This is a genomic window from Lentibacillus sp. L22 (assembly GCF_040812445.1).
Lineage (GTDB): Bacteria > Bacillota > Bacilli > Bacillales > Amphibacillaceae > Lentibacillus_C > Lentibacillus_C daqui.
This window is the reverse complement of record NZ_JBFNXI010000046.1, coordinates 1-13,559: the sequence shown is the minus strand read 5'-3', so window position 1 is coordinate 13,559 and position 13,559 is coordinate 1. Positions and strand designations below refer to the sequence as shown.

Genomic DNA, 13,559 nt, shown 5'->3' with positions numbered 1-13,559 from the left:
CGGTTGATATATTTGCTAAAACATCCTCATGGTAAATGCAAATGGTGAAAAAAATGATTTAAACAATTGTATTGGTTATTTACTTGTTTTATCGCAAAATTACACACGAAATTACATTTTTTCATGTTTGACAAAAACATGCTTTTTTGCTTCATAGTACAATATATAGTGTATTTTTAAAAAGGCAAGCACAATATATTGTTCTTTTTAGTTTATTTATGGTAAAGTGATTCTAGAAGTTAAATAGGAAAAGGAGTGAGGAAATGTCGACGGCTGTCGAAGAGCGAAATCAAATAAACATAAAAAATTTAAACCAGGACATTGCATTGTTCCCGCAAGTTCACCCGATCACGACAGATATGAAGTTAACACATAAAGGGGTATCAAGACTTGTGATGCTGGACCGTTACGCATTTAAAGATACAGAAAAGAAAACCTTGAAGGCGGGGGACTTTGTTGTATTGACGGTGAAAGCAGATCCGAAATTTCCAGCACGTGGTCTCGGTTTTGTAAAAGATATTGACTGGGTTCATAAGCAAGCTGATATACAGGTTAATCCAGAATTTGTCCATGTCCTCGATCTTGAAGAAGAACGTGAAACCGGAGTAGTCAAGCGTTCGCTCGATGTGATTGATAAGCCATTGGAGGTTTATTACGAACAGATTGCCAAACGAAATGCAACGGGGCTTTCTCAAGTTGAACCAACAGAAGAGAAACGGCGTGAATCATTCATCAAGTTTAACAAAGAATTATCAAATCTAAACTTTATTCCGGCCGGCCGGGTTCTTTATGGCGCTGGTTCAAAAACAGATGTCACGTTCTTTAACTGTTACGTGATGCCATACATCCAGGATTCGCGTGAAGGGATTTCCGATCATCGCAAACAGGTTATGGAAATCATGAGCAGAGGTGGTGGTGTTGGTACCAATGGATCAACACTTAGACCTCGTAATACATTGGCAAAAGGGGTCAACGGGAAATCATCTGGTTCCGTATCATGGTTGGATGATATTGCCAAATTAACTCACTTAGTTGAGCAAGGCGGCTCAAGACGTGGAGCGCAAATGATAATGCTTGTAGATTCTCACCCGGATATCATTGAATTTATTATTTCCAAGATGCAGAACCCGAGAATTTTACGATACTTAATTGAAAACACTGGAGACGAACAAATCAAACAGCTAGCACAAGAAAAATTGAAGTTTACGCCATTGACAGAAACAGAGGTTGCACTGTATCAAGGGATTGTTAATTATAAAACGATGCCAGGATTGGGCGGTTTTTCCGAAGCAGCGATTAAAGAGGCCGAAACCAAATTAAGAGACGGCGGAACATATTCTGTTCATCAACCAGAGTTTTTAACTGGTGCGAATATCTCCGTTTGCTTAACGAAAGATTTCATGACTGCCGTGGAAAATGACAGCTGGTATGAACTGCGTTTTCCGGATGTAGAAAATTACACAAAACAGGAAATGGAAGACTATAACAGCCAATGGCATGAAGTGGGCGACGTTCGCAAGTGGGAAGAAATGGGTTATGGTATTCGGGTTTATCGCCGGATCAAAGCCAAGGAATTATGGAACTTAATTAATATTTGTGCAACGTATTCAGCGGAACCGGGAATTTTCTTTATTGACAATGCGAACGATATGACGAATGCCAAAGCTTATGGCGATCAGGTTGTCGCAACAAATCCGTGTGGAGAACAACCACTTGCACCATACTCAGTCTGTAATTTAGCAGCAGTGAACCTTGCTGAATTTGCAAATAAAGACACCAAAACAGTAAATTTCGAGAAACTAAAGCAAACAGTACAAACTGGTGTGCGAATGCAGGATAATGTGATTGATGCCACACCATACTTTTTAGAGGAAAACAGAAAACAAGCGTTAGGTGAACGTCGTGTTGGTCTCGGCGTCATGGGACTTCATGATCTCTTGATTTACTGTGAAACCGAATATGGTTCAGTAGAAGGAAACAAATTGGTCGATCAAATATTCGAAACGATAGCTACAACCGCATATCGTGCATCGATTGAATTGGCCAAGGAAAAAGGAAGTTTCCCATTCCTGATTGGTAAGACGGACGAAGAAACAAACGAACTTCGTCAAGCATTTATCGATACTGGTTACATGAAACAAATGCCAGATGATATTAGACAGAACATATTAAAATATGGCATTCGGAACTCCCATTTATTAACTGTTGCGCCAACCGGATCCACTGGTACAATGGTTGGCGTAAGTACCGGATTAGAACCATATTTTTCCTTTTCGTACTTTAGAAGTGGACGACTTGGAAAATTTATTGAGGTTAAGGCAGATATTGTTCAAGAATATTTAGATCAACATCCGGATCAGGATCCAAATCAATTACCTGACTGGTTCGTTTCAGCAATGGAATTACCACCGGAAGCACATGCTGATACCCAATGTGTCATCCAGCGCTGGGTAGATAGTTCCATTTCCAAAACGGTTAATGCACCAAAAGGATATAACGTCGAGCAAGTAGAGAGCGTCTATCAACGTCTATACCGGGGGGGAGCCAAAGGTGGCACGGTTTATGTAGACGGCAGCCGTGATACCCAAGTGCTAACCTTAAAGGCGGAGGAAAATTCATTTGATGAAACAGATGAAACAGAACAGACACAAGAACAGCCGCGTGTTGTGCTGATGGATACCATCCAAGAGCTGGATAAAACAAACGTTACCATCGGTTCAGAAGTTGGAGATACTTGTCCGGTGTGCCGTGAAGGCAGTGTAGAAGACATTGGTGGTTGTAATACATGCACAAGCTGTGGTGCCCAATTGAAATGCGGGTTATAGGATGATGTTTGTCAAGAGGGGCTAATCATTTATTGATTAGCCCCTAATTTTTGCGGATATGGCTTGTCTATCGGATAGTTATCATGTATCCTTAAACTAGAAACATTGTTGCCTTCCCTAAAAATTATTTTCGAAGTGAGGAGATTTTATGCCAACTCCAAGTATGGAGGATTATATAGAACTGATATATAAATTAATTGAATCGAAAGGGTATGCACGTGTATCCGATATAGCCGAAGCATTAGAGGTGCATCCATCTTCTGTTACAAAAATGGTACAAAAATTAGATAAAGATGAATACTTGAATTATGAAAAATACCGGGGATTTATTTTAACTGCCAAAGGCAAAAAAATTGGTGAACGATTGGTATTTCGTCATGAATTACTTGAGCAGTTTTTGGAAATTATCGGCGTGGAAAAAGAAAATATTTATCAGGATGTGGAAGGAATTGAGCACCACCTAAGCTGGAATTCCATTGACCGAATCGGTGATGTTGTGCAGTATTTTAAGGCGGATAAGGAACGGATTGCCAAATTACGTGAAAACCATATTGAAGCTGAATAGGACGATCGGAATCCATCTAACCAGGTGGGTTCTTTTATTTTCTTTTAATTTCATGTTCTAATTTTTAAACATTTTGCTTAAAGATGTATAAAGCCCGAATAAGGAGCGAAATCGATGAAAATTGATGGCGTGTTCTCTGGCGGTGGTGTAAAGGCTTATGCGTTTGTGGGTGCGTTACAAAGCGTAGAAGAGCATGGGCATGAATTTGTTCGCGTGGCAGGCACTTCTGCTGGAGCCATTGTTGCTGCATTTGTGGCGGCGGATTATCGGCTGCAGGAACTGAAAAAAGTACTGGAAGAACTTGACTTGAGGAATTTCCGCGATCCGCCCGCCATAAGTAATTATATTCCATTTAGCAAGTGGTTGTTTTTTTATTTTCAAATGGGGATTTATAAGGGTGATAAACTGGAAAATTGGTTATATGAACGTTTAGCCGCGAAGAAGATCTATACGTTTAGTGATGTCAAGCAAGGTCAATTGAAGGTAGTTGCCAGTGACTTATCACTTGGGAAGATGGTTGTCATTCCAGACGATTTGGAACGTCTCTATGGTATAAACCCAAATTATTTCCCCATTGCTAAAGCAGTACGCATGAGCGCAGGGTTTCCGTATTTTTTTATGCCCAAAAAATTACCAGGTAAAACAAGACAAAAAAGTATTATGGTTGATGGCGGTTTACTAAGCAATTTTCCGCTTTGGATCTTTGAAAACGGTGATACTACGAAAAAGCGGCCAGTTTTAGGGATAAAATTAAGCGCAGATATGTCAGAACCCCATCCACGGAAAATTAAAAATGCATTTGATATGTTCCATGCCCTCTTTTCTACCATGAAACAGGCACATGATGCACGTTATATCTCGAAATCGCAAAAAAATAACATCATCTTTATACCGGTTGAAGATGTGGAGACAGTTAACCTTTCGATTCCGGAGACAGTGAAAACCAATTTGATTAACACAGGAAGAATGAGCGCGGATCAGTTTTTGTGCAATTGGCCTAAATAAAGTGAGCGTCAATTCTGTCGGTCGTTCTGCTTCCCAATGAATGTACGTTGAAAGAATATCAATGAAAAAACCGAGCTGTCATTTAAAAGGATGCCCGGTTTTTTCTTTTTTGTTTATTGCCGTTTCCATCAATCACCCGCAAATGGGTTGCACGTTTGGTGGCCTTTTTTTTCATGTTTAATGGTTGCGGTGATTTTTGGCGAACTGATTTCTTATTATTTGTTTTATATTTTGCTTTTGATTGTTTCACTGCTTGCTTGTATTTTTTCATGTCGCTGGAAGGGGCCCTTTTCTTAAGAAACACGAAATAGATTACCGCGAAAATCGCTATACTGACACCGAGCATGGTAAAAATACGGCCGAAAAAGTGTGCTGTATTATTAAATAGTTGAGAAAACAAGCCGATAACAGCAAGACCGATGATCACATAAACGAACACGGAAAACTTATTGCGAATCATAAACATTCAGACCTCCTTTCAAGGTACGTAGATACAAAACTCCCTTATTTTCTGTATACCACCAAAGAGGGGGTTTATATCGTCTTTTTTACTGGTTATCTTAAATTCTTTCCTTTTTACATGAAAATATTCAAATTTAGTTTGGTTTTTTGTTCAAAGTAAAGAAAGTATAAAATTTATGGATATATGAAGCTTATAACTGGAAAGGCCATGTCCGGCTCCAGCGCCCAGCGGCTAGTGTGCTTCCTTCACCTTCCTATTGGCTCACTTCCTAATTTCATTTTACTAAAAAACATGGGGTTTCACTAGCCCGGATTATAAACTTCGAGACTTAATTTTCGACAATTGGTGATAATAGGGGTGGAGGTGGTATTGTGGCGGAAAAAAAACCAAACCAAGCGTCTTCGCAACAAGTGAAACCAGTGTCCATATTGCCCAGATCCTTATTCACCGGTTTTATCGGCGGACTGATCTGGAGTATATGCGGTGTACTCCTATATTATTTTAATTTTGCAGAGGTTTCCCCCAAAACTTTTGAGTTACGGTCCTGGTTAAAAACAGAATGGACAGACAGCTGGCTTGGCGATGTTATTTCCATACTTGGCGCAGGGATACTCTCCATATTGGCAGCGTTTATCTACTATGGATTGTTCAAGCGAATCCGGCCGTGGTGGTTTGGAGCAGTTTACGGGATTATCCTCTGGGTGATTATTTTTTATGTTTTACACCCGATTTTTGGTGATGTGCCATCTTTAGCCGAAATGAACATGCATACGATTGTGTCAACGGTCTGTTTATTCATACTTTATGGTACTTTTATTGGGTATTCCATCTCATATGATTATTATGATACGGTTGTAAAGGTATGGAAAGACAGGAAATAAATAATTATCCAAACAAGTGGGTTTATGATAAACTATAAAAGTAAAAAATCGTTTTGCAGTAAGTTTCACACATAGAACATTCAGAACAGATCAGGTGCAGATAAAAATTATTAGTCTTTCCATGGCAGGAACAGAGAAATGAGAAAACTACAGTCGACTCGAGAACACTTTGATCAGCTCAAAACAGAAAGGAATGGGAATATGGAGAAATTAACAAAGCTACGTGAAAAGCTTGAATCCCATGCGTTGGACGCAATTATTATTACAAGTCCAGTTAATCGGAGGTATATTACAGGATTTACAGGTACAGCTGGCGCAGCGATTATTACAGGAAAAGAGGCGCTATTTGTTACGGATTTTCGTTACATAGACCAAGCTACTGAGCAAGCCCGCGAATTTGAAATTATCCAGCATAAAGAATCCATGATTCAGGAGCTTCATGAGCAATTGCAAAAACGGAATATAAAACGTGTCGGTTTTGAAAAGGATCATGTGACTTTTTCCGAATATGAACAGTATCAGGAACTGTTTTCAGCAGAACCTGTTCCAGTCAGTGGATTGATTGAAGATTTACGGCTAATCAAATCGGAAAGCGAACTCAAAATCATGAAACAGGCTGCCAAAATTGTTGATGATGCCTTTATTCATATTCAAGGCTATATCAAACCGGGCGTCAAGGAAATTGAGATTGCCAATGAACTGGAATTTTTTATGCGCAGACAAGGTGCTACATCATCCAGTTTTGATACAATTGTTGCTTCCGGCTATCGTGGAGCGCTGCCACACGGGGTAGCCTCAGAAAAAGAGATTCAAAATGGAGAGCTTGTCACAATGGATTATGGTGCTTTGTTTCAAGGCTACTGCTCCGATACGACAAGAACAGTCGCTGTTGGAGAAATAAGTGATGAGTTGCGGAACATTTATAATACGGTATTAACGGCGCAACTCAAAGGTGTGGAAGGTGTCAAACCGGGAATCACTGGCAAAGAGGGAGATGCGATTGTCCGGGATTATATAACAGAACAAGGTTATGGAGACAAATTCGGTCATTCCACTGGGCATGGTTTGGGAATGGAAGTACATGAACAGCCGACACTCTCACATCGGTCAGAAACAATATTGGAGCCTGGGATGGTTGTTACTGTTGAACCAGGTATTTATGTGCCAAATGTCGGCGGTTGCCGGATTGAAGATGATCTGGTAGTAACCGAAACAGGTAATGAACGGCTGACATTTGCTGATAAAGGATTAATTCAATTGTAAATGCGTGTTCAAAAGGAGGATAAAAAGGACCGAGAAGTTCTAAACGGCGTAGCTTTGAGCACCGGGCTTGTACAGGAAGTACTGACTTCTGCGTTGCCCACAGGACGTGGGCGGTTTTAGCAGAAGGTCCTTTTCCCAGTACATGAGGAGCGGAAAAGTAAGCCAACGAACTTCTTCAAAGGAAGGCCGACTAAGAACGGGCTTGCGCTCAGGCGTCGGCATACCCCTTTTGCAGGGGCACGTCATTTTTACCGGACTTTTTGAGCTTCAAATAAATTTTCCAAGGAGGGAATTCTCGATTGATTTCAGTTAACGATTTTAAAACAGGACTAACTATTGAAGTAGATAATGATATTTGGCAAGTTATGGAGTTCCAACATGTCAAACCAGGGAAAGGGGCAGCATTCGTCCGTTCCAAACTCCGGAATCTCCGGAATGGGAATATCCAGGAAAAGACGTTCCGTGGTGGTGAAAAGGTAAACACTGCCCATGTTGAGACGAAAAAAATGCAATACTTATATGCATCAGGTGATACCCATGCATTTATGGATACGAACACCTATGAACAAATTGAACTGCAGACCAGCCAAATTGAATACGAATTGCAATTCATGAAAGAAAACATGGAGGTCTCGGTTATAACCTACGAAGGGGAAGTCCTTGGGGTGCAATTACCAAATAATGTGGAACTTGAGGTGACGGAAACAGAGCCGGGGATCAAAGGAGATACCGCCAGTGGTGGATCCAAACCGGCAACACTGGAGACCGGTTTAATTGTTCAAGTGCCGTTTTTCGTCAATAAGGGGGACGTATTGGTAATCAATACATCCGATGGAAAATATGTATCCCGGGCTAATAAATAAATAGCATTTTATTGTATCAACAGGAGCAGTCGCTTTTAGACTGCTCCTGTTTTTGTTTGCTCTTTAAACGAGTCATATTCCTACTATGTCCACATACATTTAGTATAAAGCTAATATTATAAGGTGAGGACTTGCTATGGAAGAAATACTGCGTTTATTTCCACAATCAATTCGTGAACATGTACAAGCAAAAGTAGGCCAAAGATGGACTGTCTTGCAGGAAATTCGGTTTCGGCTGCATCAGCCAATTGAACTTGTATTTGATCATCAAACAGAATGGCTGGCAAGGTGCAGGCCGACACAACAAGATAGCATGCATGTACTAAACCAAATAAGTGCGTTTTCCCTCTACCGGCTGGAAGATGAATTACGTCAAGGGTATGTCACCATTGAAGGTGGACACAGGGTTGGGCTTGCCGGGAAGGTAAATACTTTACATGGTTTTGTCAAGGCTATCCAGCATATCACATTCATGAATATCCGTATTGCAAAGGAAAAAATAGGTGCCGCCGCTTCATTATTGCCGTATCTTTACCGAGAAACCTTTAAGAATACACTACTCGTCGGGGCGCCGCAAACAGGGAAAACAACTATTATCAGAGATTTAACGCGATTACTTGCTTCCGGCTGGCGTAATATTCCGGCAAAAAAAGTCGCCGTTATCGATGAGCGCTCAGAAATTGCTGCTTCATTAAGAGGGATTCCCCAACATAATCTGGGGTTGCGGACGGATGTCATGGATGCATGTCCGAAAGCTGAAGGCATGATGATGATGATTCGTTCCATGTCACCGGATATCCTGGTTGCGGATGAAATTGGCAGCCAGCAAGATGCAGAAGCGTTGATGGAAGCCATTCATGCCGGAGTTAGCGTCATTTGCACCATTCATGGTAAGGCATTGGACGAATTAAAACGACGTCCCTCACTCCAACAGCTTTTTGACCATCGTGTTTTCGAACGTATCGTCATTCTAACGAAGCAAAAAACACCGGGTCAAATCCAGTCTATTTACGATAAGCAGGAAAAAATTATCTTTAAGAAACCTTTGGATGACGCCATATGAAATGGATTGGTGCCCTGCTCTTCATTAGTATGACAACATGGATAGGTTTTGAAATTAGTAAACGAATAGATGATCGTCCAAAGCATATTAGACAGTTGAAAAATGCCTTGCAAATCCTGGAAGCAGAAATCCTATATAGCCAGCTGCCATTACAGGAAGCATTTCTAACCATTGCCAAACAAATACCGAATCCATCAAGATCATTCTTTGAAAATTTAGGTGAAGCTATGGAGAAAGATGATGTGGAGTTGGCTGATTTATGGGAGCGGCAAGTAAACGTCCTGATGCAGCAGTCTAGTTTGAAGAAAATTGAACAAGAGATTTTGCTTCAATTCGGACAAACCTTGGGACAACACGATTTCACCCAACAACAAAAACAGATTCAATTAACAGTAAGCCATTTAGACCGGGAGTTGGCGGAGGCGAGAGATGATCAATACAGATATAGTAAAATGGCAAAAAGTTTGGGCATTTTATGCGGATTGTTTATTGTCCTGTTATTTTTTTAGAATGAAAGGCTTTGAACTCAGGTAGTGATACTTTTACATGAGCAGAATAGAAGTCTGTATTTTTATACCATCCAGTTTAACCGGACAATCCATTCTTGCCTTCTAAGGAAAGGGGTACATCCATGCTAAGTGATGCAACCATTTTATTTCAAATTGCCGGGATCGGAATCATTGTTGCAATTATTCATACCATTATGAAACAAATGGGGAAAGAAGATATTGCCCATCTTGCTACAGTGGTTGGGTTTATCCTGGTTCTGATTATTGTTATCCAGGGTCTGGCGGATCTATTTCAGGAGATTAAGTCAGTCTTTTTGTTCCAGGGGTAGGTACATGGATATCTTACACGTTGTAATCTTCGGTATTGTTGCAAGTATTTTGTTTATCATGCTAAAGGATCTAAACCCATCCATTGCTTTTTTCCTGATCCTGATTACCGGAATTATTATTTTCCTTTCGATCATTAATCAAATCGGCACGATATTTTCTATGCTGGAATCGCTGGGAGCTAAGGCACATATAGATGGGATGTACATGGAAACTATCCTGAAAATTATTGGTATCGCCTATATTGCTGAGCTTGGTGCAAGTATTACTAAAGATGCCGGGCTTAGCTCAGTGGCCCAAAAGATCGAACTTGCGGGCAAAGTGTTCATTCTGCTCTTGGCCATCCCGGTTATCACAGCTGTTATTGAGGCGATCTTAAACTTTTTGCCAACCGCATAATCTGTATAAGTGCGTGTTCAAAAGGAGGATAAAAAAGGACCGAGAAGTTCGAGGCGGCGTAGCTTTGAGCACCGGAGTGTACGTAAGAGGTACATGAGGAGCGGAAAAGCAAGCCAACGAGCTTCAAAGAAAGGCCGACTAAAAACGGGCTTGCGCTGAGGCGTCGGCATACCCCTTTTGCAGGGGCACGTCATTTTTACCGGACTTTTTGAACATCCTCTATAAAGGAGAATAGGTAGATGGATGAAACTAGCTAAACGAAGTATCGCCATATTGTTTCTTATTTTACTAATTGCCAATGGAAGATCAGTGTTCGCTTCGCCTGACGACACCCCAGATTTACCTGACTCACCTGATGCAACAGATTTGGAATCTTCCATTCTCGACGATGTCAAATTGGAGGGAATCCAGCAATATTGGGACCAGCTTGTTCGGGATTATAGCGGCTATATACCCGAATTGGAAAAGACAAGCCTATATGAATTTTTGAAGAATAATGGTTCATTTTCATTCAAATCGATGGTGTTGGGTGTTATAAAATATTTATTTTATGAAATCGTTTTGAATGGAAAACTACTTGGGTTGTTGCTGATGCTGACATTGTTTTCCGTATTGCTGCAAACGATACAGACAGCTTTTGAACAAAATACCGTCAGTAAAATTGCCTATTTTATTGTGTATTTGGTATTGCTTTATTTAGCATTAAACAGTTTTTATTTGGCGTTTTCCTATACTAAAGAGGCCGTTGATTCGATGAGTAATTTCCTGATTGCATTAATCCCGCTTGTATTGGGATTGATGGCTTCTTTTGGCAATGTTGTTTCCGTGTCTTTTTTCCATCCGGTGATCGTTTTTTTAATCTATGTCAGCGGGGTACTCGTATCCAAGTTTATTTTACCGCTTGTATTTTTATCAGCCTTGCTTATGATTATTAGCAGCTTAAATACACAATATCAAGCAACCCATTTGGCGAATTTATTTAAATCAGTTGCATTAGGTGTACTTGGCGCTTTTTTAACTATCTTCCTTGGGGTCATGTCGGTACAAGGGGCTACAAGCGCGATTCAGGATGGAGTAGCCATGAAAACAACCAAATTTATCACCGGCAATTTTATCCCGGTTGTTGGCAGGACATTTACTGACGCGGCAGATACGATCCTGAGTGCTTCGTTATTGTTAAAAAATGCGGTTGGCATTGTGGGTCTGGTGATTGTGGTATTTCTGGCACTGTTTCCAGCGATGAAAATATTGGCAATCGCGTTTATCTATAAAATTGCTGCGGCTGTTTTGCAACCGATTGGGGATGGACCGGTTATATCCTGTTTGAATATCATTAGCAAGCATATGTTTTATATTTTAGCCGCATTGCTGGCTGTTACGCTAATGTTCTTTTTGGCAATTGTAATCATCGTTGTCGCCGGTAATATAACCTTGTTGCTGCGCTAGGGGTGAGTATATGGATTTACTGATAAATTGGGTTACACAAATTGTCATATTTTTGATTATCGCGCTAATTATAGATTTGCTTATTCCGGCTACGGCAATGAAGAAATATATTAAGCTTGTTGTAGGCCTTATCTTAATTTTGATATTTTTAAAACCGGTTTTTTATTTATTTAATATGAATATTGATCAATCGTTGGATACCGCTTTTTCCAAGCTGAGCAGGGAAGAGGTAAAACAAGATTCTATGAAAAATTCTATCGAAAAGCAAAAAAAAGAAATACAAGCTGGACAACGTGCATATATTTTAGAAGAAATGGCTGTCCAACTAAAAGATCTGGCCAAGGACCGGCTCAAGGATGAATACCAGGCAGAGATTGTCAATATCGATTTCCAGTTTAAGCCGGACGAAGAACCAGCATATGAAAACCTGGAGGAAGTCATTGTATATCTTGGTCAAATGGAAGATGAAGAGGAGGGAGCAGTGCAAACAGTTGATAACATCGATATTAATACCGATGCCCCAGTAGAAGATGATGAACAAGATGTACAGGAGATCAAACATTTATTGCACGATGTATGGGAGATCAATGACGAAAAGTTGACAATCATATGGAAGGAGGGTCATCTTGATCGAAAAACTTAAACAGTTCTTCAGTAAAAAAGACTCCGACAGCAATGTGAAAAACCCGTCCAAAAAAATAAGATATCTAATCGTCATTGGCTTGTTGGGCTTGCTCTTAGTTATTCTCAGTAATGCATTTTCTTCATCATCTGACAAAGGGAAAGAGGATCTACTTAAAACAAATCAGCCTGACCAGGATACGAATAGTACATTTGCCAAGAAAGAATCTGCTACCAGCGATGTAGATGAATTGGAAGCAAGCTATGAAAAAGATCTTGAGACGATGTTGGACAAGATCCAGGGTATATCAGATGCTGAGGTAATGGTCAACCTTAATTCTACAAAGGTAAAAGTCTATGAAAAAAATCTGATTACGGACCAGCAAACGACTGATGAGTCTGATAAAAATGGGGGAACAAGAGATGTCGAGGACAACTCGGAAGAAACTGAAACTGTACTTGTAAGACAGGGCGATAAGGAAGTCCCATTATTAATACAAACCAAAAAACCGGATGTCAGGGGTGTCTTCGTGGTTGCAAAAGGCGTTGACCATGCAACAGTGAAAAAGTGGGTGATCGAATCTGTTGCGAGAGTCCTCGATGTACCAGTCCATAAAGTATCCGTAATGCCAAAAAAATAGGGGGAGGAAATGAATATGCTGAAAAAACAAACGGTGTGGTTATTAACAATGCTCAGTTTGATGATTGTCCTAAGTTTTTACTACATGACATCAAACAAAACAAACGAGGTAGCTTTTTTGGAAAATGACAAGGATGAACAGCAAACAAATAAGGAAGTCTCGGAGGAAGCAAATAGTGGGGATGCTAAAGTAGATGACGTTGCCAATGTCGGACAAGACCAATTGTTTGAAACAATGAGGCTGGAAGTACAAGATCAGCGCAGCAAGGAAGTTACACGCTTGGAGGATGTCGTTGCTTCCAATGCAGCAAGTACAGAAGAGAAAAATAAGGCATATGATGACATTGAAGCGCTTGAACAACGGTCTTCAAAAGAATCGATTTTGGAAGAATCCATTCTCGCATCAGCGGATTACCAGGATGTACTAGTCCGATTTGACGATAAAGATGCCGGTAAAGTACATGTAAATGTGATTACAGATGAAATGCCAAAAGATCAGGCATTGAATATCATGCAAATGGTACGCGATGAATTTGGCGAGGTTCCGGTTGATGTTAATTACCAGCCTCAAGAAGGGTAAAATAAAAATGAACCAAAAACAAAAATCACGTGAGAGGCTGGGACATAACTAGCCAAAAATAGTAAATAAAAAGGTTCCAAGCAAATCAAAAGTTTGCTTGGAACCTTTT

15 protein-coding genes are annotated in these 13,559 nt (G+C 40.3%); 14 read left to right on the top strand and 1 reads right to left on the bottom strand.

Features of this window, described 5'->3' with window-relative positions; translation table 11 throughout:
- Positions 1–263 precede the first annotated feature (263 nt).
- The 3 genes from ABRT01_RS15220 to ABRT01_RS15210 all read left to right on the top strand — a co-directional run bounded on the left by ABRT01_RS15220 (position 264) and on the right by ABRT01_RS15210 (position 4,395).
- Positions 264–2,825: a vitamin B12-dependent ribonucleotide reductase gene (locus tag ABRT01_RS15220; protein WP_269412217.1), complete on the top strand. Its 2,562-nt coding sequence runs from the start codon at positions 264–266 to the stop codon at positions 2,823–2,825.
- Between the two features lie 148 nt (positions 2,826–2,973).
- Positions 2,974–3,390 carry a transcriptional regulator MntR gene (gene mntR, locus ABRT01_RS15215; protein ID WP_269412218.1) on the top strand — a complete coding sequence of 139 codons (417 nt, stop codon included), beginning with the start codon at positions 2,974–2,976 and terminating at the stop codon, positions 3,388–3,390.
- A 114-nt stretch (positions 3,391–3,504) separates the two neighbouring features.
- On the top strand, positions 3,505–4,395 hold the full coding sequence (locus tag ABRT01_RS15210) for a patatin-like phospholipase family protein (protein WP_269412219.1): 891 nt from the start codon (positions 3,505–3,507) through the stop codon (positions 4,393–4,395).
- Between the two features lie 82 nt (positions 4,396–4,477).
- Here the strand turns inward: ABRT01_RS15210 and ABRT01_RS15205 are convergent, their stop codons facing one another.
- Positions 4,478–4,855, bottom strand: coding sequence for an SA1362 family protein (locus ABRT01_RS15205; RefSeq protein ID WP_269412220.1), 378 nt, complete (start codon positions 4,853–4,855; stop codon positions 4,478–4,480).
- Positions 4,856–5,229: 374 nt separating this feature from the next.
- Here ABRT01_RS15205 and ABRT01_RS15200 point away from each other — a divergent pair, with 374 nt between their 5' ends.
- The 11 genes from ABRT01_RS15200 to ABRT01_RS15150 all read left to right on the top strand — a co-directional run bounded on the left by ABRT01_RS15200 (position 5,230) and on the right by ABRT01_RS15150 (position 13,450).
- Positions 5,230–5,739 carry a YqhR family membrane protein gene (locus tag ABRT01_RS15200; protein WP_269412221.1) on the top strand — a complete coding sequence of 170 codons (510 nt, stop codon included), beginning with the start codon at positions 5,230–5,232 and terminating at the stop codon, positions 5,737–5,739.
- 201 nt (positions 5,740–5,940) lie between these two features.
- Positions 5,941–7,002, top strand: a complete 1,062-nt coding sequence (locus ABRT01_RS15195) for a M24 family metallopeptidase (protein ID WP_367748327.1) — start codon at positions 5,941–5,943, stop codon at positions 7,000–7,002.
- 299 nt (positions 7,003–7,301) lie between these two features.
- Positions 7,302–7,865, top strand: coding sequence for an elongation factor P (gene efp, locus ABRT01_RS15190; RefSeq protein WP_269412223.1), 564 nt, complete (start codon positions 7,302–7,304; stop codon positions 7,863–7,865).
- 136 nt (positions 7,866–8,001) lie between these two features.
- A complete protein-coding gene (spoIIIAA, locus tag ABRT01_RS15185) occupies positions 8,002–8,928 on the top strand; it encodes a stage III sporulation protein AA (RefSeq protein ID WP_269412224.1) in 927 nt (308 codons plus the stop codon).
- Positions 8,925–9,437: a stage III sporulation protein SpoIIIAB gene (gene spoIIIAB, locus ABRT01_RS15180; protein ID WP_269412225.1), complete on the top strand. Its 513-nt coding sequence runs from the start codon at positions 8,925–8,927 to the stop codon at positions 9,435–9,437. Before spoIIIAA ends, spoIIIAB begins: the two co-directional genes overlap by 4 nt.
- A 122-nt stretch (positions 9,438–9,559) precedes the next feature.
- A complete protein-coding gene (gene spoIIIAC / locus ABRT01_RS15175) occupies positions 9,560–9,766 on the top strand; it encodes a stage III sporulation protein AC (RefSeq protein WP_269412226.1) in 207 nt (68 codons plus the stop codon).
- Between the two features lie 4 nt (positions 9,767–9,770).
- Positions 9,771–10,163 (top strand): stage III sporulation protein AD, encoded by a 393-nt coding sequence (gene spoIIIAD, locus ABRT01_RS15170; protein ID WP_269412227.1) that lies wholly within the window; start codon positions 9,771–9,773, stop codon positions 10,161–10,163.
- A gap of 243 nt (positions 10,164–10,406) precedes the next feature.
- Positions 10,407–11,609 carry a stage III sporulation protein AE gene (gene spoIIIAE, locus ABRT01_RS15165; protein ID WP_269412228.1) on the top strand — a complete coding sequence of 401 codons (1,203 nt, stop codon included), beginning with the start codon at positions 10,407–10,409 and terminating at the stop codon, positions 11,607–11,609.
- 10 nt (positions 11,610–11,619) lie between these two features.
- Positions 11,620–12,252 (top strand): stage III sporulation protein AF, encoded by a 633-nt coding sequence (gene spoIIIAF / locus ABRT01_RS15160; protein WP_269412229.1) that lies wholly within the window; start codon positions 11,620–11,622, stop codon positions 12,250–12,252.
- Entirely contained in the window at positions 12,236–12,871 is a 636-nt protein-coding gene (gene spoIIIAG, locus ABRT01_RS15155; protein ID WP_269412230.1) for a stage III sporulation protein AG, read from the top strand. Before spoIIIAF ends, spoIIIAG begins: the two co-directional genes overlap by 17 nt.
- A gap of 15 nt (positions 12,872–12,886) precedes the next feature.
- Positions 12,887–13,450, top strand: coding sequence for a SpoIIIAH-like family protein (locus tag ABRT01_RS15150; protein WP_269412231.1), 564 nt, complete (start codon positions 12,887–12,889; stop codon positions 13,448–13,450).
- The last annotated feature ends 109 nt before the right edge of the window (positions 13,451–13,559 follow it).